At 71.5% G+C, this 19,441-nt stretch carries 15 protein-coding genes; 7 read left to right on the top strand and 8 right to left on the bottom strand.

Annotated features, from left to right (window positions below; genetic code table 11):
• The first annotated feature begins 10 nt into the window (after window positions 1-10).
• Genes ITJ69_RS20575 through ITJ69_RS16765 form a run of 3 tightly spaced genes read left to right on the top strand, consistent with a single transcriptional unit; the run spans window position 11 to window position 2,031 of the window.
• Window positions 11-985, top strand: coding sequence for a lytic transglycosylase domain-containing protein (locus tag ITJ69_RS20575; RefSeq protein WP_228505974.1), 975 nt, complete (start codon window positions 11-13; stop codon window positions 983-985).
• Between the two features lie 12 nt (window positions 986-997).
• Entirely contained in the window at window positions 998-1,300 is a 303-nt protein-coding gene (locus tag ITJ69_RS16770) for a hypothetical protein (protein ID WP_235035894.1), read from the top strand.
• A complete protein-coding gene (locus ITJ69_RS16765) occupies window positions 1,297-2,031 on the top strand; it encodes an alpha/beta hydrolase (RefSeq protein ID WP_194673393.1) in 735 nt (244 codons plus the stop codon). Before ITJ69_RS16770 ends, ITJ69_RS16765 begins: the two co-directional genes overlap by 4 nt.
• 91 nt (window positions 2,032-2,122) lie before the next feature.
• Here the strand turns inward: ITJ69_RS16765 and ITJ69_RS16760 are convergent, their stop codons facing one another.
• Complete coding sequence (locus ITJ69_RS16760; protein ID WP_131879802.1) at window positions 2,123-3,961, bottom strand: hypothetical protein; 1,839 nt, start codon at window positions 3,959-3,961, stop codon at window positions 2,123-2,125.
• 184 nt (window positions 3,962-4,145) lie between these two features.
• On the opposite strand from ITJ69_RS16760, the gene ITJ69_RS16755 reads away from it, so the two are divergent.
• Both ITJ69_RS16755 and ITJ69_RS16750 read left to right on the top strand, forming a co-directional pair.
• The gene (locus ITJ69_RS16755) at window positions 4,146-5,888 is read left to right on the top strand and encodes a hypothetical protein (RefSeq protein ID WP_194673392.1); all 1,743 of its coding nucleotides are present in this window, start codon (window positions 4,146-4,148) and stop codon (window positions 5,886-5,888) included.
• Window positions 5,885-6,892, top strand: a complete 1,008-nt coding sequence (locus ITJ69_RS16750) for a tetratricopeptide repeat protein (RefSeq protein WP_194673391.1) — start codon at window positions 5,885-5,887, stop codon at window positions 6,890-6,892. The genes ITJ69_RS16755 and ITJ69_RS16750 overlap by 4 nt, the downstream gene beginning before the upstream one ends.
• Window positions 6,893-6,982: 90 nt before the next feature.
• On the opposite strand, the gene glgB is transcribed toward ITJ69_RS16750, so the two are convergent.
• The 3 genes from glgB to ITJ69_RS21035 form a co-directional block, all read right to left on the bottom strand.
• Window positions 6,983-9,538, bottom strand: coding sequence for a 1,4-alpha-glucan branching protein GlgB (gene glgB / locus ITJ69_RS16745; RefSeq protein WP_228505972.1), 2,556 nt, complete (start codon window positions 9,536-9,538; stop codon window positions 6,983-6,985).
• Window positions 9,535-11,535, bottom strand: a complete 2,001-nt coding sequence (locus ITJ69_RS16740) for a maltotransferase domain-containing protein (RefSeq protein WP_194673390.1) — start codon at window positions 11,533-11,535, stop codon at window positions 9,535-9,537. Before ITJ69_RS16740 ends, glgB begins: the two co-directional genes overlap by 4 nt.
• Before the next feature lie 171 nt (window positions 11,536-11,706).
• Window positions 11,707-13,821: a glycogen debranching protein gene (locus ITJ69_RS21035; RefSeq protein ID WP_159573969.1), complete on the bottom strand. Its 2,115-nt coding sequence runs from the start codon at window positions 13,819-13,821 to the stop codon at window positions 11,707-11,709.
• Between the two features lie 59 nt (window positions 13,822-13,880).
• Here ITJ69_RS21035 and ITJ69_RS16730 point away from each other — a divergent pair, with 59 nt between their 5' ends.
• Window positions 13,881-15,062, top strand: coding sequence for a cysteine desulfurase family protein (locus tag ITJ69_RS16730; protein WP_159573970.1), 1,182 nt, complete (start codon window positions 13,881-13,883; stop codon window positions 15,060-15,062).
• A 33-nt stretch (window positions 15,063-15,095) separates the two neighbouring features.
• Here the strand turns inward: ITJ69_RS16730 and ITJ69_RS20790 are convergent, their stop codons facing one another.
• Genes ITJ69_RS20790 through ITJ69_RS16710 form a run of 4 tightly spaced genes read right to left on the bottom strand, consistent with a single transcriptional unit; the run spans window position 15,096 to window position 18,201 of the window.
• Window positions 15,096-15,470, bottom strand: coding sequence for an ATP-binding cassette domain-containing protein (locus ITJ69_RS20790; RefSeq protein ID WP_323743135.1), 375 nt, complete (start codon window positions 15,468-15,470; stop codon window positions 15,096-15,098).
• Complete coding sequence (locus ITJ69_RS20785) at window positions 15,401-15,766, bottom strand: ATP-binding cassette domain-containing protein (protein WP_194673389.1); 366 nt, start codon at window positions 15,764-15,766, stop codon at window positions 15,401-15,403. Before ITJ69_RS20785 ends, ITJ69_RS20790 begins: the two co-directional genes overlap by 70 nt.
• Window positions 15,756-17,750, bottom strand: a complete 1,995-nt coding sequence (locus tag ITJ69_RS16715; RefSeq protein WP_194673388.1) for a hypothetical protein — start codon at window positions 17,748-17,750, stop codon at window positions 15,756-15,758. The genes ITJ69_RS20785 and ITJ69_RS16715 overlap by 11 nt, the downstream gene beginning before the upstream one ends.
• A gap of 22 nt (window positions 17,751-17,772) precedes the next feature.
• Window positions 17,773-18,201, bottom strand: a complete 429-nt coding sequence (locus ITJ69_RS16710; RefSeq protein ID WP_159573972.1) for a lactococcin 972 family bacteriocin — start codon at window positions 18,199-18,201, stop codon at window positions 17,773-17,775.
• A gap of 122 nt (window positions 18,202-18,323) precedes the next feature.
• Between ITJ69_RS16710 and prfB the strand changes: the two genes are divergently transcribed.
• Window positions 18,324-19,433, top strand: a complete 1,110-nt coding sequence (gene prfB, locus ITJ69_RS16705) for a peptide chain release factor 2 (RefSeq protein ID WP_132100217.1) — start codon at window positions 18,324-18,326, stop codon at window positions 19,431-19,433.
• The last annotated feature ends 8 nt before the right edge of the window (window positions 19,434-19,441 follow it).

Here is a 19,441-nt window from a genome sequence, read left to right as displayed (position 1 = left end):
GGTCCTACTCATGGGCAGGCACACGGCAGACCACAGCTCCGACCGCGATCCCCGCGAGCACCTCAGCCTCCAGGCTTCGGGTGAGCGCCGCGCGGCACTGAACCGAACCCGTACGGCGGACACCTCGGTGCTCCCGGCGAACCCGCAGGTCCTGCCGGAGACCGGTCCCGTCGCGACGCCGAAGTCCGTCGCAGCGAACCGCGTGTCCGACGAACGCATCGCCGCGTTCGCGCACGAGGCCCCCGCGGCCCGGGTGGACCCGCGTGCCGCGAAGCAGCGCACCGCGACGGCGCAGCAGCCGAGCCGTGGCGCAGCCGCCGCGGTCAACGCCTTCGCACGGAAGCGTTCCTCGGTTCCGGCGTTCTCGTTCGTCGGGGTCTTCCTCTTCGTCGGGGCGTCGCTCTTCAACCCGCTCCAGGCCGACGTCGCGCAGGCCGCGGTCGACACCCCGGTGCTCGTGAAGACGCCGCAGGCCCCGCAGCAGTACACCGCGCACGGCACCTACGGCGACGCCGCTGCCGACCGTGACGGCTACGGCGTGACCGTGCCGGCGCCCAAGGTCGTCAAGCCGGTCGTCGAGGAAGAAGCCGACGACGCCACCGACGACACGACCGACGCCGCCGCGACCGAGACCGAGAGCGTCTCCGCCGCGAACACGCTGGCCGCCGTGGCCGCGACGCCCGACGCGGGCAGCGCACAGGCCATCGCCCTGCAGCTCGTCACGGCCCGGGGTTGGGGCACCGACCAGTACAACTGCCTCGTCTCGCTGTGGAACAAGGAGTCCGGCTGGCGGGTGAACGCCTACAACCCCAGCGGTGCGTACGGCATCCCGCAGGCGCTCCCGGGCAGCAAGATGGCGACCGCCGGTGCCGACTGGCAGACGAACCCCGCGACGCAGATCACGTGGGGTCTCAACTACATCTCCGGGGTCTACGGCACGCCCTGCGGCGCCTGGGGCCACAGCCAGGCCAACAACTGGTACTGATCGGCAGTTGGGGTGCCGCGCAGCAACCGGCCGCGGCGTCCCCGTGGTCGCGACGTCGAGCCTGACGAGGACACCGGCCTCGATCGGCTGATGAGCTCGTGGAAGCGCACCGAGGTGCGTCGCGGGCGGGAGTACCTCGTCCAGCCCGTCTCCGCGGCCTCGGCGCAGAAGGAGTACGTCTGCCCCGGGTGCGGCGGTACGGTCCTGCCCGGCACCGCACACGTGGTGGTCTGGCGTTCCGACGGGGTCCTCGGCGACGCTGCCGACCTGGCATCACGCCGACACTGGCACAACCACTGCTGGAGCATCGCATGACCGACGACGGCGAGATCCGCTCCGCCACGCAGCTGCCCGCTCGCCGCACCGACCTCGAGCTCGTCACCGACGACCACCTCACCCTGGTCGGGGAACTCGCCGAACCGGAGTCGCGCCCGGCACGGGGCACCGTCGTGACGCTGCACCCACTGCCGACCGCGCACGGCTTCATGGACTCGCACGTGCTCAAGAAGGCCGCCGCGCGGCTGCCGGCGCTGGCGGACATCGCGGTCCTGCGCTTCAACTTCCGGTCGGTGACGTCACCACGCGGCACGTCCGAGGGTGTGTTCGGCGAGGGTGTCTCCGAGGGCTTCGACCTGCGCGCCGCCGTCGCCGAGGTGGTCGACCGTGGCCTGCCGACGCCGTGGTTGGTCGGGTGGTCCTTCGGCACCGAGGTGATCCTCAAGCACGCGCTGGAACACGTCGAGGCCGGCACCGTGGCGGGCGTGGTCCTGCTCTCTCCGCCGTTGCACCGCACCACGGAGGACGAGCTCGCGCGCTGGGCAGCCGTGGACGTCCCGGTGGTGGCCCTGGTGCCCGAGCACGACGACTTCCTGCAGCCCGACGAAGCGATCGCCCGGTTCGCCGTCGCCCCGAACGTCCGGGTCGTCCCGATCGAGGGCGCGAAGCACCTGTGGGTGGGGGAGCGCTACGTCCGGATCGTCCTCGACGCCGTCGCCGACCTCGTCGTGCCGGGCAGCGCGCCGCTGCCGACGCACTGGCCGGTCTGACGGCACTCGCCGGTCCGACGCACGGTGCGTGCCCACCTCGGTGCGGTGGGCCGACCGGGAGGCGCGACCCGCGCCTCCCGGTCGGCTCGCGTCAGCGTTCGGTCGCGTCCACTGCGTCGTCGGCCGCTCCGGGCGCGGTACCGGGTGCGGTCCCCAGCAGGCCGGTCGCGTGCGTGAGCACGCCGCGCAGGTTCTCCAGGTAGCCCGCAACGGCCTCGCGCTCGGTGCGGATCGCCGACAGTCGGTCTTCGGCCTCGGCGGTGATGGCAGCCGTGCGCTCCTCGGCATCGGAGACCATCCGGTGCACGCGGTCCTGGGCGTCGGCGACGATGGTGCGGGCGTGCTCCTGCGCGTCGGCGGTGCTGGTGCGCTCGAGGTCGTCGGCTTCCTGCTGGAGCCGCTCGGCGCGCTCGCGGGCCTCAGTGGCGCGGCGCGTGGCCTCGGCGAGCTGCAGGTTCGCCTCGTCGAGGTACTTCTGCGTCTCGGTGACGGTCTCGTGGTGCTTCTGCAGGTAGTCCTGCTCGGCGTCGTCCCGGCGTGATGCGAGCTCGGACTCGAGCGTCGTGCGGGCCTCGTCACGCTCGCGGGCGACCTCGGCGCGGGCCTCGTCACGTTCCTTCGCCAGGTCGGCGCGGGCGGTGTCGATCTCCTGACGGAGGGCGGTGCGCTCGGACTCGAGCGTGTCGAGCTCGGCGGAGCGGCGGTCGGCGATCTCGGTGTCGACCTCGGCGTGCTCGCGCTCGCGGCGGGCGGCGAGGGCGTTCTCGTGCTCGCGGTCCGCGCGTTCGGCGGCGGCGTCGGCCTCGGCGCGCTCCCGCTCGATGCGGGTGTCGTGCTCCTCGAGCTCGCGTGCGATGCGGTCGGCGGTCTCCTGCACGAGGCGCTCGTTCTCGACGCGCGTCTGTTCCTCGTCGACGCGCAGCTGCGCACGCGACGCCTCGGCCTCCTGTGCCAGGGCGGTGCGCGCCGAGGCGAGCTCCCGGTCCCACTCGGCACGGGCTGCGGCGAGTTCCTCGTCCACGACCCGGCGGCGGTCGGCGAACTCGCCGTCGATCTCGGCGCGACGTCGGTCGACCTCGGCCTGCAGCTCGGCGCGGCCCGTCTCGATCGCCAGGGCGTGGGCCTGCTGCTGCTCGTCGCGCTCCCGGTGCCACGCAGCACGCCCCTCGGCGACCTCGCGCTCGAGCGCCTGACGGCGGGTGGACTCCTCGTGGTCGAGGTCCTCGACCCGGCGGGCGTGGTCGGCCTCGAACACCGAGCGGCGGTGCTCGGTCTCGCGGTCGAGGTCGGCCGCGGCGGTGCGGGAGTCGGCCGACTCGCGCAGGGCGATCTCGCGCAGCTCGGCGACCTCGTGCTCGACCTGGGCGCGCAGGGCGTTCGTCTCACGGATGGCGACGGAGCGGACCTCGGCGGCCTCGGTCACCGCGGCACCCCGGATGGCCGCGGCCTCGTTGCGGGCGTCCTGGGTCAGCAGGCCAGCTTCGGCACGGGCACGCTCGACGGTGTCGGCGGCCTCGGCACGAGCACGGGTGAGTTCGTTGGTGGAGCGGGTGCGCGCGTCCTCGAGGGTGTCGCGGGCTTCTTCCTGTGCCTCGCGCACGGTGCGGTCGGCCTCGGCCCGGCTCGACGCCCGCAGGCGCTGTGCGTCGATGTCCGCCTGGCTGATGAGACGGGTGGACTGCTCCTCCGCCACGCGCAGGGTCGACTCGAGTCGCGTGCCCAGGCCGCTGTAGGTGGGGGTGCCGGCCTCGTCGAGTTCGCCCTGGAGCTCGGAGACGCGGGACTGCAGGAGACGGATCTCCTTCGCGGCGTCGGCACGGTCGGTGTTCGACTTGATGAGCTCACGGCGCAGGTCGTTCAGTGAGCGGTCGACGTCGTCGCGGCGGTACCCGCGCAGCTCGGTCCCGAACTCTGCCTCGTCGTTCGCCACGTGTCGCTCCTGGGTGCTCGGCGGAGGGCCCGATCCGGCCCGCGGTCGAGTGTAGTGGTGGCCCGACGGGGTCGTCTGAGTCCGACGACAGCCCGGATGGATGCGCTGCTCAGCCATGCTCGCTATCCTGAGTCGCTGATTCGCGCGCCGACATCCCCACCCCGGCGCGGTAGGGAGAGTGTTCGTGCGATTCGTCCTGGCGATCGTCAGTTTCGTCATCGGCCTGCTGCTCGTCGCGTTGGCGGTCGGACAGCGGACCGTGTTCGCTCCGCCGTCCTCGCTCGTCGCGGACAGCTCGACCACCAGCTCTGCTCCGGTCACCGTGATCCCCGGGTCGACGCTCAACGCGAACCCCGGCTACCAGCGCATCAACGTGTCCGGCTCCGGCAAGGTCTTCGCGGCGTACGGCAAGACGGCCGACGTCGACGCGTGGGTCGGTGACGCCGAGCACACCACGCTCCGGTTCGACGCCGAGAGCGCGAAGCTGGTGGGCAAGACCACCGGCTCCGAGGCGTCCGTCCCGTCGCCGAAGGGCAGTGACCTCTGGTACCAGGAGTACGACGGCTCCGGGCAGTTCACGGTCCGTCTGCCGCAGGACGTCTCGGTCCTCATCGTCAGCGACGGCACCGCCGCCGCCCCGAGCGACGTCTCGGTCACCTGGCCGAAGGACACCGCGACGCCGTCCGTCGGCCCCCTGCTGGTCGCCGGTGGCGTCTTCGCACTCGGCGGCATCGTGCTGCTGGTCCTGGCGTTCCTGCACCAGCGCCGCGGTCGTGGGCCGCGTCGTCGCAGCGGTGGCACCCGACCGCCGCGCGTGCGGGCCTCGCGCCGTGCCGCCGCCGCCGGTGCACAGGTCCCGACGCGGGGCCGCCGTGGATCGCGCGCGTTCATCGCGGTCCCCGTGGTGCTCGTCGGCACGCTCGCCCTGGCCGGCTGCTCCTCCGACTACTGGCCGCAGGGCGGGGATCCCTCGCTCGCGACCCCGACCCCCACGGCCAGCGCGACCGGCGCGGCGGAGACCACCGAGCCCACGGCGGCGACCAAGCAGCAGATCACCCGGGTCGTCGAGCGGATCGCCACGGTGGCGAAGCAGTCCGACGGCGCCCGTGACCGTGACCTGGCGAAGACCCGCTTCACCGGTGCCGCGCTCGACCTGCGCCTGGCGAACTACTCCATCCGCGGCAAGGACTCCGACGCCAAGGCACCGCCGGCGATCTCGGCCGGTCAGGTGTGCGTCGCGTTGCCCCAGCAGACCAACACGTGGCCGCGCACGGTGTTCGTGATCGTCGCCGAGGACTGCGACGCCAAGTCGGCACCGCAGGCCCTGACGCTCGTGCAGGACACCGCGCGCGACCCGTACAAGGTCGCCTACGACGTCTCGCTCGAGGCCGACGCCAAGATCCCGAGCCTCGCGCCGACGTCGATCGGCGCGGCGCTCCTGGCTCCGCAGTCGAAGCTGCTCGCGATCGCCCCGGACCAGGTCGCGACCGCCTACGGTGACATCCTGTCCAAGGACTCGAAGAGCGAGTACGCCGACCTGTTCGCCACCGAGGGTGACGGCCTCCGCACCACCATCGGCAAGGCGTACAAGGACAAGAAGGCGAAGTCCCTGCCGGACACGGCGAAGATCGAGTACTCGTCCGAGGCCCCGGCGGACTCCGCCGTCGCGATCGCGACCGACGACGCCGGCGCGCTCGTCTCCGCCGACCTCAACGAGATCGAGAAGGTGACCCCGACCGCCTCCGGCGCCGAGGTCAACACCGAGGGTGCCGTCAAGGCACTGTCCGGGGTCGACACGAGCAAGAAGGGCATCAGCGCCACGTACGGCGTCCAGCTGCTCTTCTACGTGCCGCCGGTCGCCTCGGATGACAAAGTGGTCCTGCTCGGGTTCACGCAGGGCCTGACCGCAGCGAGTGAGGTGCAATGAGCAACATCCCCCCGACCCCGTCCGGGCTCCGCGGAGCCGTGGACCTGTCGTCCCTCGTCGACCGCGCACAGCGGCCGCCCCAGCCGCCCGCCGGTGCTCCGGCGCAGGCGGGAAGCCCGACCGGTGCAGCAGCGCCGGGCACCGAGGCCGGCGCCGACTTGACCGTCCCGTCACTCGTGCTCGACGTCACCGACGACACGTTCCAGGACGTCCTGGAGCTGTCGTCCGTGGTGCCGGTCATCGTCGACATCTGGGCCGAGTGGTGCGGGCCGTGCAAGCAGCTCTCGCCGATCCTCGAGCAGCTGACCGCCGAGTACGGCGGGCGCGTGCTGCTCGCCAAGGTGGACGCCGACACGAACCCGCAGCTCGTGCAGGCGTTCCAGGCGCAGTCGATCCCGACCGTGGCCGCGCTGATCGGCGGACGCCCGCTCGGGCTCTTCGTCGGCGCGCTGCCCGAGGCGCAGGTCCGCGACGTCTACGAGCAGGTCCTCCAGGCAGCCGAGCAGAACGGCGTCTCCGGTCGCGTCACCGTGGACGGTGCCGCCGCGCCGGACGACACCGCCGATCAGGGCGAGCCGGAGCCGGAAGCACTGCCGCCGCACCACCAGGCCGCGTACGACGCGATCGAGCAGGGCGACTACGCCACGGCGATCACCGAGTACAAGACCGCGATCCTGCAGGACCCGCACGACCAGATGGCCGTCGCGGGGCTCGCGCAGGTGTCGCTCCTGGACCGGCTGAACGGCCACACCGCCGACGACATCCGTGCCGCCGCCGGTGCGGGTCCGCAGGACGTCCAGGCGCAGCTCGCGGTCGCCGACCTCGACATCTCAGGTGGGCACGTCGAGGACGCCTTCGGGCGCCTGCTCGACCTGGTGCCGACGGTGTTCGGCGAGGACCGTGAGGCCTTGCGCGTCCGCCTGGTCGAGTACTTCGAGCTCATCGGGACCGACGACCCGCGCGTGGTCGCGGCCCGCCGTCGCCTGGCGAGCGCGCTGTACTAAGACGCACGCAACGAACGAACGGGAGGCCCGGTGCCAGCTGGCACCGGGCCTCCCGTCCGTCTGCGGCCGCGTCCAGGACGCGCGCCACAGCTATCGCTCGAGCTTGAGCCAGACGGCCCCGAGCGGCGGCACCACGAGGTGCGCCGATGCGGGCCGACCCGCCCACGGGGTGTCCTCGGCGGTGACGACTCCGAGGTTGCCGACACCGGAGCCGCCGTACTCCGCGGCGTCGGTGTTGAGCACCTCGTGCCACTCGCCGGCGCTCGGCAGGCCGAACCGACGCTCCACGGGCACGCCCGAGAAGTTCACGAACACCGCCAGCCGGTCGTCGCCGTCCTTGCGCAGGAACCCGAGCGTCGAGTGGGGTGCGTCGCCGCCCTCGATCCACTCGAAGCCGTCGGCCGTGCTGTCGTGCGTCCAGAGCGCGGGCGTGTCCTTGTACACCCGGTTCAGGGCGGCGACGAGGTCCTGCACGCCGCGGTGCCCGGGCTGGTCGAGGAGCCACCAGTCGAGCCCCTTCGCCTCGGACCACTCTGCGGGCTGGGCGAACTCCTGCCCCATGAAGAGCAGCTGCTTGCCGGGGTGCGCCCACATGAACGCCAGGTAGGCCCGGACGTTCGCGAGCTTCTGCCACTCGTCGCCGGGCATCTTGCCGTAGAGGGAACCCTTGCCGTGCACGACCTCGTCGTGGCTGATCGGCAGGGTGAACTGCTCACTGAAGGCGTAGACGAGCGAGAACGTGATCTCGTCGTGGTGGTAGCTGCGGTACGCGGGGTCGCGCTGCACGTACTCGAGCGAGTCGTGCATCCAGCCCATGTTCCACTTCTGGCCGAACCCGAGACCACCGGCGCTCGTCGGCTGGGTCACGCCGGGCCACGAGGTGCTCTCCTCGGCGATCATGACGATGCCCGGGTAGCGCTTGTAGGCGGTGGCGTTCGTCTCCTGCAGGAACGCGACGGCGTCCAGGTTCTCGCGGCCGCCGTGGATGTTCGGCAGCCAGTCGGTGCGGGAGTAGTCGAGGTACAGGATCGAGGCGACGGCGTCGACGCGCAGGCCGTCGATGTGGAACTCCTCGAGCCAGTACAGAGCGTTGGCGACCAGGAAGTTCCGGACCTGCGGCTGCCCGAAGTCGAACACGTAGGTGCCCCAGTCGAGCTGCTCGCCGCGGCGGGGGTCCGGGTGCTCGAACAGTGCGTGGCCGTCGAAGCGTCCGAGTGCCCACTCGTCCTTCGGGAAGTGTCCGGGCACCCAGTCCATGATCACGCCGATGCCGGCCGAGTGCAGCCGGTCGATCAGGTACCGCAGGTCGTCGGGGGAGCCGTACCGCGCGGTCGGCGCGTAGTACCCGGTGACCTGGTAGCCCCACGAGCCGCCGAACGGGTGCTCGGCGAGCGGCAGGAACTCCACGTGCGTGAAGCCCGTGTACTGCACGTGCCCGATGAGCTGGTCGGCGACCTCGCGGTACGACAAGCCCGGGCGCCACGAGCCGAGGTGCACCTCGTAGACGCTCATCGGCTGGTCGTGCGTGGTGGTCTCGGCGCGGCGCTCCATCCAGGCACGATCGCCCTCGGACCACGTGTAGCTCGACTCGGTGATGACCGAGGCGGTGGCCGGGGCGATCTCGGCCTCGCGGGCGAACGGGTCCGCGCGCTCGACCCAGCCGGAGTCGGTGAGGATCTGGAACTTGTACCGCTGCCCCGCGACGGCTCCGGGCCAGAACAGCTCCCAGACGCCGAGGTCGCTCAGGCGGCGCATCGCGGTGGTGCGGCCTTCCCAGCCCTCGAAGTCGCCGATGACGCGGACGGCGGTGGCTCGGGGTGCCCACACGGAGAACGCGACGCCGTCGATGCCGTCGATCGTGCGGACGTGCGCGCCGAGGTGGTGCCAGAGCTGCTCGTCGCGGCCCTCACCGAACAGGTGCAGGTCGAGCTCGCCGAGCGTCGGGGCGAACCGGTACGCGTCGTCGGTCGTCCAGGTGGCGTCGTCCTCTTCCGAGGACTCGTCGAAGTCGTAGTCGGCCTCGACCCGGTAGCGCCCGAGCTCCTCGGTGGTGGCACCGGCCCAGAGACCGTCGCCCTCGTGGGTCAGCTCGACGTCGTCGCCGTCGAGCCGGACGAGCCGGACCGCCTGTGCCAGGTGACGCACCACGCGGACGCTCGTGCCGCCGTCGACGGCATGCGGGCCGAGGACGTCGTGGGGCTGCGACCAGCGGCCCTCGGCGACCTGTTGGCGCAGCCACTGGTCGACCGGTGCCGGACGCGGGCCCGTGCTGTCGTCGGTGGCGGGCTCGGGAGCCGGCGGCGTCGGGAGCGCGGTCGACGGTGCAACGGTGGACGGGCCTCCGGTCGGAGCGCCCGAGGACGCGACGGCGTCGACGGACGGTACCCGCGGGTGCGTCGCGTCGGCGGGGTGCCCCGCCAGCGTGGCGGACTCGGCGACCCCGCGGTCGGGCGCCTCGCGCGGTGCAGCGGGAGCGCCTGGCAGGTCCTCGTCGGGGGCGGAGACCCGCGGCTCGTAGCGCGGCTCCGGCTTCGCGTCGGACGGTGTCCGCGCGGGCACGGGCGGCGGCGGGGGCGGGACCGGCGGCACGGCGGGGCCGCGGCGCGACGGCGGGGTCGGCTGGGGTGCGGTCGGGTCGTTCGTCATCGGTGCAGTCCTTCCACGACGAGCAGGTGCACGGGTTCCTGGAAGGCGTCCAGGCGGACGTAGTTCGACGCGCCCCAGACCCAGCGCTGCCCGGTCACGACGTCACGGACGTCGAACCGGCTGTCGGCCGGCAGGCCGAGCGCAGCGAGGTCCAGGTGCACGGTGGTCTCACGCGCCGAGTGCGGGTCGACGTTCGCGACGACGATCACGGTGTCGGCGTGCCCGGAGCGGATGAACTCGCCGGACAGGTGCTTCGAGTACACGACGGTCGCCGGGTCGTCGGCGGCGTGCACGTGCAGGTTCCGCAGCTGGCGGAGCGCGGGGTGCGCGGCACGGAGCCGGTTGAGCATCGTCACGTACGGGGCGAGCGACGCTCCCTCGGCCTCGGCCAGGGCGAAGTCACGCGGCTTGTACTCGTACTTCTCGTTGTCGATGTTCTCTTCCGAGCCGGGTCGGGCGACGTCCTCGAACAGCTCGTACCCGGAGTACATGCCCCACGTCGGGGCGCCCGTCGCAGCGAGCGCGGCACGCACCTTGTAGCCGGCGCGGCCGCCGAACTGCAGGTACTCGGTGAGGATGTCCGGCGTGTTTACGAACAGGTTCGGGCGCAGGTAGTCGCTCGTCTCGTGCGACAGCTCCTCGAAGTAGGACTCGATCTCTTCCTTCGTGTTCCGCCACGTGAAGTACGAGTACGACTGCTGGAACCCGACCTCTGCCAGCGCACGCATCATCGCCGGACGGGTGAACGCCTCTGCCAGGAACACGGTGTCCGGGTGCTCGTCGCGGACTTCGCGGATGACGCGCTCCCAGAACCAGAGCGGCTTGGTGTGCGGGTTGTCGACCCGGAAGATCCGGATGCCGAAGTCGATCCAGTGCCGCAGGACGCGCAGGACCTCGGCGACCAGGCCCTCCGGGTCGGAGTCGAACTGGATCGGGTAGATGTCCTGGTAGCGCTTCGGCGGGTTCTCGGCCGTCGCGATCGAGCCGTCGGCGCGCTGCGTGAACCAGTTCGGGTGCTCGGTGACCCAGGGGTGGTCGGGGGAGCACTGCAGCGCGAAGTCGAGCGCTACTTCCATGCCGGTGTTCTTCGCGGTCTCGACGAAGTCGCGGAAGTCGTCCTCCGACCCGAGGTCGGGGTGGATCGCGTCGTGCCCGCCCTCGGGGGAGCCGATCGCCCAGGGGCTGCCGGGGTCGTGCGGCCCCGGGGTGAGCGTGTTGTTCGGCCCCTTGCGCGCGGTCGTGCCGATCGGGTGGATCGGCGGCAGGTAGACGACGTCGAAGCCCATCCGGGCGACGGCGGGCAGACGGCGAGCCGAGGTGCGGAAGTCACCGCTCTTCCACGAGCCGTCCGGGTGCTTCTTCGCGCCTTCGCTGCGGGGGAAGAACTCGTACCAGGCGCCGACGCCGGCGCGGGTGCGTTCGACGTCGAGCAGCTGCGTCGGGGAGTGCGTCCGGAGCGAGGTGAGCGGGGCTTCCTCGACCTCGGCCACGATGCGCGGGTCGTCGACGGCGGCCAGGCGCTCGGCCGGGTCGAGGTCGGTGTCGCGCACCTTGGCTGCCGCACGGGTGGCGGCGGGGGAGTCGGTCTCGTCGGCGAGGCGGTCGAGCAGCAGGGCGCCGTCGAGGAGCGTCGCCTCGGTGTCCACCCCGGCCGCGATCTTCAGCCGTGCGGCGTGCAGCCACGTGGCCCAGTCGTCGGAGTAGGACTCGACGTGCCAGGTCCAGACGCCGACGTGGTCGACCTGGACGGTCGCCTCGTACCGGTCGGTCCCGGGCGCGCCGAGGGCCAGGGGGACGGTCCTGGTGCCCCCGTCCGGGCGTTCGAGGACGAGGTCGGCGCCGATGATGCCGTGTCCTTCTCGGAAGACGGTCGCACCGAACGTGATCACCTCGCCGTCGAACGCCTTGCCGGGGAACCCGTTCGGCGTCCTCGGGGCGAGCTCGGTGATCGGGATGCGCCCGATCTTCGGTCGGCGGGGTCGGTCTGCGGTGGCCACGGAGCCGACGCTACCCGGCGAGCGCCTCCGCGTTCCCCGGAATCCGCCCGCTGTGGACGGTCGGGCGCGCCGTGGACCTGTGGAGGAACCGGACGGGAGGCCCGTGGCGGGGCCGCCACGGGCCTCCCGTCCGCCCGCTGGTCACGTGCCGGGCGCGGGCCGGATCGCGCGCTACGCCGGCTCGAACAGGTGGATGCCGGGGCCGTAGGCGGTGAACACCTGACCGGCGGGGCGGAGCCGCTCGTGGTCACGGTGCTTCTCGCTCGACCACGCGAGGCGGTAGCCGAGCACGTCCTCGCGCACCGGCAGCGTCAGGTCACGGGTGCGCCCGCTGCCGTGCACCACGACCAGCACGCGGTCGTACGGCTCGTGCTCGGGTGTGGACTCGGCGAAGTACTGCAGGACGCGGTGCACCGGCTGGTCCCAGCCCTCGATGGTCATCGGATGCCCGTCCGGCCCGTACCAGGACATCCGCGAGGCACCCGGGGTCTCCTGCCCCTCGACGCCGAAGCGCGTCGGCCGGAGTGCGGGGTGCGCCTGCCGGAACCGGGCGAGCGCGGCGACGGCCTCGGTCATCGACTCGGCGTCCTCGTCGTCGGACCAGTCCACCGGGGTGAGGTCGTCGGACACGACGTACGCGTTGTTGTTGCCGTGCTGCGTGCGGCTCCGCTCGTCACCCGCGGTGAGCATCGGCACCCCGGCGGAGAGCAGCAGCGTCGCCGCGAGGTTCCGCATCGAGCGGCCGCGCGCTGCCCGGACGCCGCGGTCGGCGGTGTCGCCCTCGATGCCGTGGTTGAACGAGCGGTTGTCGTTCGAACCGTCGCGGTTCTCCTCGCCGTTCGCCTCGTTGTGCTTGCCGTCGTACGACACCAGGTCGAGCAGCGTGAAGCCGTCGTGGGCGGTGACGAAGTTGACGCTCGCGAGCGGACCGCGGTCGACGCCGAAGACGTGGCGCGAGCCGGTCAGGGCGCCGGCGAGGGCGCCGATGCCGGTGCGGGGCATGCCGTTGCGGCGTTCCTCGGCGATGTCCGTCAGCCAGAACTGGCGGACCGTGTTGCGGAAGCCGTCGTTCCACTCACTGGTGCGGTCGCCGGCCGCGCCGAACGAGCCGGTCTTCCAACCGTCGGGTCCGACGTCCCACGGTTCGGCGATGACCAGGGTGTCCTGCAGGTCGGGGTGGTTCCGGATCCGCTCGAGCAGGGGGTGCTGCGGATCGAAGACGTGGTGGGCGTCGCGGGCGAGCGCGGCCATCAGGTCGAAGCGGAAGCCGTCGACCTGCACCTCGCGCGCCCAGTACACCAGGCTGTCGACGATCAGGTCCGCCGTGGACTCCACCGAGGTGTCCAGGGTGTTCCCGCAGCCGGTGGTGTCGTAGTAGGTGTCCCGGAACGGCGGCGCGGCCTGGGTCCACCGGTACCGCTCCGCACCGTCGATGCCGCGCAGGCTGGTGGTGGGTCCGCCGAGGCCCTCTTCCGCCGTGTGGTTGTAGACGACGTCGAGCACCACCTGGATGCCCGCTTCGTGCAGCAGCCGGACCATGCCCTTGAACTCGCGCAGGACCGCGGACGCGCCCTCCGCCCGTGCGGGTGCGGAAGCGTGCGCGGCGTGCGGCGCGAAGAACCCGAGGGTGTTGTAGCCCCAGGCGTTCTCGCGGCCGGCGTCCCGCAACCAGTTCTCGGTGTCGAACGCGTGCACCGGCAGGAGCTCGAGCGTCGTGACACCGATCCGGTGCAGGTGCGCGATGGTGCTCTCGTGCGCCACCCCGGCGTACGTGCCGCGCAGGTGCTCCGGCAGGTGCGGGTTCGCGGCGGTCAGCGTGCGGACGTTCGCCTCGTAGACCACGGCGCGGTCGAGCGGGACCGTGGGCTTCACGACGCCGCCCCAGTCGAAGGCGTCGTCCACGACGACGCTCGTCCAGCGGGGCGTGCCGGGTCCGGTGGCGGGTCCGGGCTGGGCCCCGGCGTCGGGTCCGCTCTCGTGCGCGCCGGTCGGGGCGATGCCGCGGGCGTACGGGTCGAGCAGGGGCCGTGTCGGGTCGAACTCGTTCCGCGGTCCGACGGGGCCGTCGACGAGCAGGTGGTACCGGTCACCCGGAGCGATGCCGGGGGTCTCGGCCGTCCACACGTCGGTCGCCGGCAGCCGCTCGAGCGGGTACCGGGCCGACTGCCCGTCCGCTCGCTCGACGACCACGACGACGGCCGTGGTGGTGGCGGACCGCAGGGAGAACCGCGGGACGTCGGCCTCGAGGTCGAACCCCGGGGTGTGGTCGATCGCTGTCTCGTGCACCCGACAAGGGTACGAGGACCAACGCGTATCCTGGACACCGCTCGTTCCAGGGGGTGCAGATGCCGGTCTACCTCGACCACGCCGCGACGACGCCGATCCTGCCGGAGGCGCTCGCCGCGTTCACCGACGCGCTCGGGACCGTCGGCAACCCGTCGTCGATCCACAGCGCCGGGCAGCACGCCAAGATGCTGCTCGAGGACGGCCGCGCCGCCGTCGCCCGGTCGCTCGACGCCGACACCGTCGAGGTCGTCTTCACCTCCGGCGGCACGGAGAGCATCAACCTCGCCGTGAAGGGCCTGTTCTGGGCCCGGCAACGCGACCGTGCCCGCCCCCGCATCGTCGTGCCGGGTGGCGAGCACCACGCCACCGTCGACACCCTGACCTGGCTGGAGACGCACGAGGGCGCCGTCATCGACGTGGTCCCGTTGGACGCGCAGGGTCGCGTCGACCTCGTCGGACTGGAGGCACGGCTCGCCTCCGCCGACGACGTCGCCCTGGTCACGTTCCTGTGGGCGAACAACGAGGTGGGCACCATCCAGCCCGTGGCACGGATCGTGGAGCTGGCGCACGCCGCCGGCGTGCCCGTGCACAGCGACGCCGTCGCCGCCTACGGCCAGGTGCCGGTGTCGTTCGCCGCGTCCGGTCTCGACGCCCTGAGCGTCTCCGCGCACAAGGTCGGCGGACCGGTCGGCATCGGTGCGCTGGTGCTCGGGCGGAAGGCCACCGTCGAGCCCCTCATCCACGGCGGCGGGCAGCAGCGCCAGGTGCGGAGCGGCACCCAGGACGCCCCCGCTGCGGCCTCGTTCGGCGTCGCGGCCACGATGGTCGCCGCCGAACCGATGCCGCACCCGTCGCTCGTCGCCCTGCGCGACCGGCTCGTCGCCGGTGTCCGCGCGGCCGTGCCGTCCGCCGTGCTGATGGGGGACCCCGACGACCGGCTGCCCGGCAACGCGCACTTCACGTTCCCGGGCTGCGAGGGCGACTCGCTGCTGTTCCTGCTCGACGCGGCCGGGGTCGCCGTCTCGACCGGATCCGCGTGCCAGGCCGGCGTGCCCGAGGCGTCGCACGTGCTGCTCGCAATGGGCCTGTCGGAGCAGGACGCCCGCGGCGCGCTCCGGATCACGCTCGGGCACACCTCGACCGATGCGGACGTCGACGCCTTCCTGGCGGCGCTGCCGGACGCGGTCGCGCGGGCCGGGGCTGCGGGCATGGCGTCGCGGGAGCCGTTGCTGGGGCGGTAGCGCGCCCGCCGGTGCGGGTGCGACGCCGACCGGTCAGGTCGTCGATGACGCTTCCCGCAGCACGGTCCGGGCATCGGACGCGTCGGTGATCACCGTGTCGTGCGAAGCGACGAGGACGACGGCGCCGTCGTCTGCGAGGTCGCGGATGAGCTCGACGACCATCCGCGTCCGATCAGCGTCGAGGGCGGAGGTGGGTTCGTCGAGGAGCACCAGCGGAGGTTTCCGAACGAGGACGCGGGCGATCGACACACGCTGACGCTCGCCGCCACTGAGTTCCCCGGCGCGCGCATCGAGCAGCCGGCTGGGCAGATCGACACGATCGGCGGCGGCTTCGATGCTCAAGGGTGTGGAGACGGGGCGCGAGGTGCTGCTGCCTGCACGGCGGAGATGTTCTTCCGCACCGTCCACTGCGCAACGAGACCGGCGTCCTGGAACACGAAACCGACGCAGTCACGGAGGTACCGGCGCAGTGCCGGTCCACGCAACGTGTCCACCTGCTGGTCGAACACCCGGATCGCGCCGCTCGTCGGTCGCTCGAGTCCTCCGAGCAACCGGAGCAGGGTCGACTTGCCGACACCTGAGGAACCCGTGACGGCGTGGACGGCGCCTGCCCGCGCGGTCAGGTCCAGCCCGCAGACCACGGCGCGGTTCCCGACGGTGTGGTGGAGACCGGTCACGTGCACGGCAGCATCGTCATCGTTCATCGGTCGTGAGTCCCTTCGTGGTGGTGAGCCGAGTGGTGATGAATGCGTTCGTCACGAGGACGACGACCGAAACGGCGATCCCGACGGTGACGAGCGTTCCCGTCGGGATGTCGGCTCCGAGAAGCCCACTGGTCCCCGCGGCGAGGGCAGCGACACCCGTGCTCGCGAGGAAGGCGAGTGACCGGGGTGCCGTCACCAGGTGGACACGGGCAGGAGCTTCGCCGTGCGCTCGGAGGACGAGCAGCTGGTCGCGTCTCCGGGCCACATCCATGCGCGCTCCGATCGTCAGCATGCCGAGCAGCGCGACGAGACCTGCAGCGGCCGAGACGAGCGACACCACGAGCTTCGACTGCGCGGCCGCTGTTCCTCTCGCGATCTGCGTCCCGAGGCTGTCCAGCGAGTACACCGATCGTTCGACGCCCGCCGTGTCGAGCGCTTGCTGCGTCTCTCGTGGGCCGCCTGTGAAGAGCAGGTCGCCCGACGAACCAGCCGCGAAGTACGACTCGTCATCGAGAAGGCCAGCCGACCCCGAGGCGACGACGATGACCGGCGACTCCGAGTAGACCTCGTTCCGGAAGCCGGTCTGCCCGTAGTTGAACACTCGCCCGGCGGGGTACGTGGCGATGTGTGGTCGCTTCGGCGCGGACTGGTTCGGGACGGTGCCGAGCGGCTCCCGGAACGCTTCGAGCCACTCGTCCGCGATCGACTCGGCACGGTCCGCGTGGTCACTCGGCACCAGGAGCCCCCATTCTCCAGGCCCGTCCTTCCCGTGCAATGGATCCGGCAGACCGCCTCCGGAGCGCGCGACGAAGGTCGGATTCGCGAGGATCACGTTCGATTCTGAGTCGCCCGGACTGAACCGATTCCCCCGGACGGCACCCCGCACCCAACTCAGGACCACCTCCCCCTTCCGCTCCGACGCTCGCACCGATGAACTGAACGGCCTGACGGCGTCATCGAGAGCCGATTGGCCGTCGAACCCGTTGAAGATGGTGACCGTGCACGCGGAGCAGCCCCGCCAGTCAGGGCCGCTCGCACGCACGACGGCGAGAGAGGTCCACGCAGCCGAGCCCTGGGCGATGAGGAAGACCACCAGGGTCAGCGTGGCGACCTGTGCCGCCGCCATCGTGACGCGTCCACGCAGCCACGGACGCCAGCTCGAGAACGCCGGGCGGAATCGCACCCCGCGCGGAAGGAGTCCGGGACCGGATGCCCCGACGATGAACGCCGTGAGGAACCCTCCGAGCAGGACCGCGCTGATCGCGAGGTACGACCAGAGCTGGTGTCCGCCGTTGTACGCATGAACCAGCAGGATCGCTGGACCGGCCGAGATGACGAACGCCGCCGAAGCGACGAGCACGGAAGCGGTGATGTCCCGGACGAACGGTCCGAGCACGCCGTGCACCCGGAGGACGGCCTGTGCTCGCACCTGGGCCAACCCGCGGACACGGCCCGCCAGCCACGAGGCGCCTCCGACGACCGCAGCCGCCATCACGAGCGGGGTGTACCCCAGCAAGTACAGAGCCAGCCCGCCCCAGCTCATCGCCTCGACGTGCGTGTCGACTCCCGCGATCGCGAGACGGTCGGACACCGCTTCGAGCGCTCGGGGCGGCAGCGTCGAGAAGTACGTCCCGAGTGGGCTGCTCGGTGCCTGGGTGAGTTCCGTCGTCAGGCTCGTGTCGAACGCAGCGTAGGACCCGGATGGGAAGACACGCTCGTGGGTAATCCGGTCCCCGATGACGGGAGCGAGCGTCCGCGTGGGAGTCCGTCCCGTCGGGTCGATGCGGACCTGGTAGAAGTTCGCTCTGAGGTCCGTCGCCTCTGCGCGGAGGAGCTTCGTGGTCGGGGCGTCCTCACCCGCGTGGGAGATGGTCAGCGCCGACCGGATGGTCGCCATCGACTGCGTGTCGTGGGCGCCTTGCACGGCGAAGCCGAGGAGCAGCGCGATCGCGGCCGCCGCGAAGGCACCGAGTACCCGGAGCATGGTCGAGGACGCCCCGGTACGGCTACTTCGTGTTCCAGAAGGCCGTGTTGCCCCACGCAGTCTTGAGGACCTTCGCAACGGAACGCTTCTCCTTCGCGACCCAGCCCGATCCCCGGCAGCTCGTGCCGTACCCGGAGCAGGCCGTCGACGAGTGCTTCTTCGTCTTGTGGTCGTAGTAGGAGTACGAGTTGCCACCGCCGGTCCCGTAGATCCAGGTGCCGCCGCCCACCTTCTTCGTGGTGAGGATCTGCGCGGGGTCTGTGTCGTCGATGATGACCTGCGTGTCCCCGGTTCCGGAGATCTCGGCGGATCCCCCTGCGGTGCCGCCGCTCGATTCCAGCGCGGACGCTGAAGCCGACGAGGGCATCATGACCGCGGCGACCACCGCCGCGCCCACGAAAAGAGCCGGCAGGAAGCGGACTGATGTACTGATGTTCTGGATGCGCAACATGTCCTGCAATCTATCGGTGGATCAGGGTCCGGGCGCAAGTCGAATCGCCGAGCTGACGCAACGGATCCACACCGGGCCTCCCGGTCTGCCGCGGCGGGTTCGCGCCGGTAGGATCGGTGACCATGGTCGAACTGGACTTCACCGAGCAGCTCTCCGCCCTCCGAGAGACCTTCGGCAACATCCGCTCGGTGGTCGACGTCGACCGCCTGCAGCGTGAGATCGCCGACCTCAGCGAGCAGGCGGGTGCCCAGGACCTCTGGGACGACGTCGAGCACGCGCAGCAGGTGACGAGCGCGCTCTCGCACCGGCAGTCGGAGCTCAAGAAGATCACCGACACCGAGCGACGCATCGACGACCTCGAGGTGCTGGTCGAGATGGCGAACGAAGGCGACGACCAGGACTCGGCCGACGAAGCCGTCGCCGAGCTCAAGGCGGTCCAGAAGACCATGGGCGACCTCGAGGTGCAGACGCTCCTCGACGGCGAGTACGACGACCGCCCCGCCGTGATCACCATCCGCGCCGGGGCCGGCGGCGTCGACGCCGCGGACTTCGCCGAGATGCTCATGCGCATGTACCTGCGGTACGCCGAACAGCACGGCTTCAAGACCACCGTGATGGAGACGTCCTACGCCGAAGAAGCGGGCATCAAGTCCGCCACGTTCGAGGTCGACGCCCCCCACGCCTTCGGCACCCTGTCGATCGAGGCCGGCACCCACCGACTCGTCCGCATGTCGCCGTTCGGCGCAGCGGGCAAGCGGCAGACCTCGTTCGCCGCGGTCGAGGTCATCCCGCTCATGCCGGAGACGATGGTCATCGACATCCCCGAGAACGACATCCGCGTCGACGTCTTCCGTTCGTCGGGCCCCGGCGGGCAGTCCGTCAACACGACCGACTCCGCGGTGCGCCTGACGCACATCCCGACCGGCACCGTCGTCTCCATGCAGAACGAGAAGTCGCAGATCCAGAACCGTGCGGCCGCCATGCGCGTGCTGCAGTCGCGCCTGCTCCTCCTGAAGAAGGAAGAGGAGAACGCGAAGAAGAAGGAGCTCGCCGGCAACATCACGGCGAGCTGGGGCGACCAGATCCGGTCCTACGTGCTGGCGCCGTACCAGATGGTCAAGGACCTGCGGAGCGAGCACGAGGTGAACAACCCCTCAGCCGTGTTCGACGGCGACCTGGACGGCTTCATCAACGCCGGCATCCGCTGGCGCAAGCAATCCGTCGACGCGTAGGGGTTCGT

The organism is Curtobacterium sp. VKM Ac-2887, from assembly GCF_015350935.1.
Classification (GTDB): domain Bacteria; phylum Actinomycetota; class Actinomycetes; order Actinomycetales; family Microbacteriaceae; genus Curtobacterium.
The sequence above is the reverse complement of the archived record's forward strand: the minus strand, read 5'-3'. Positions and strand labels throughout refer to the sequence as shown.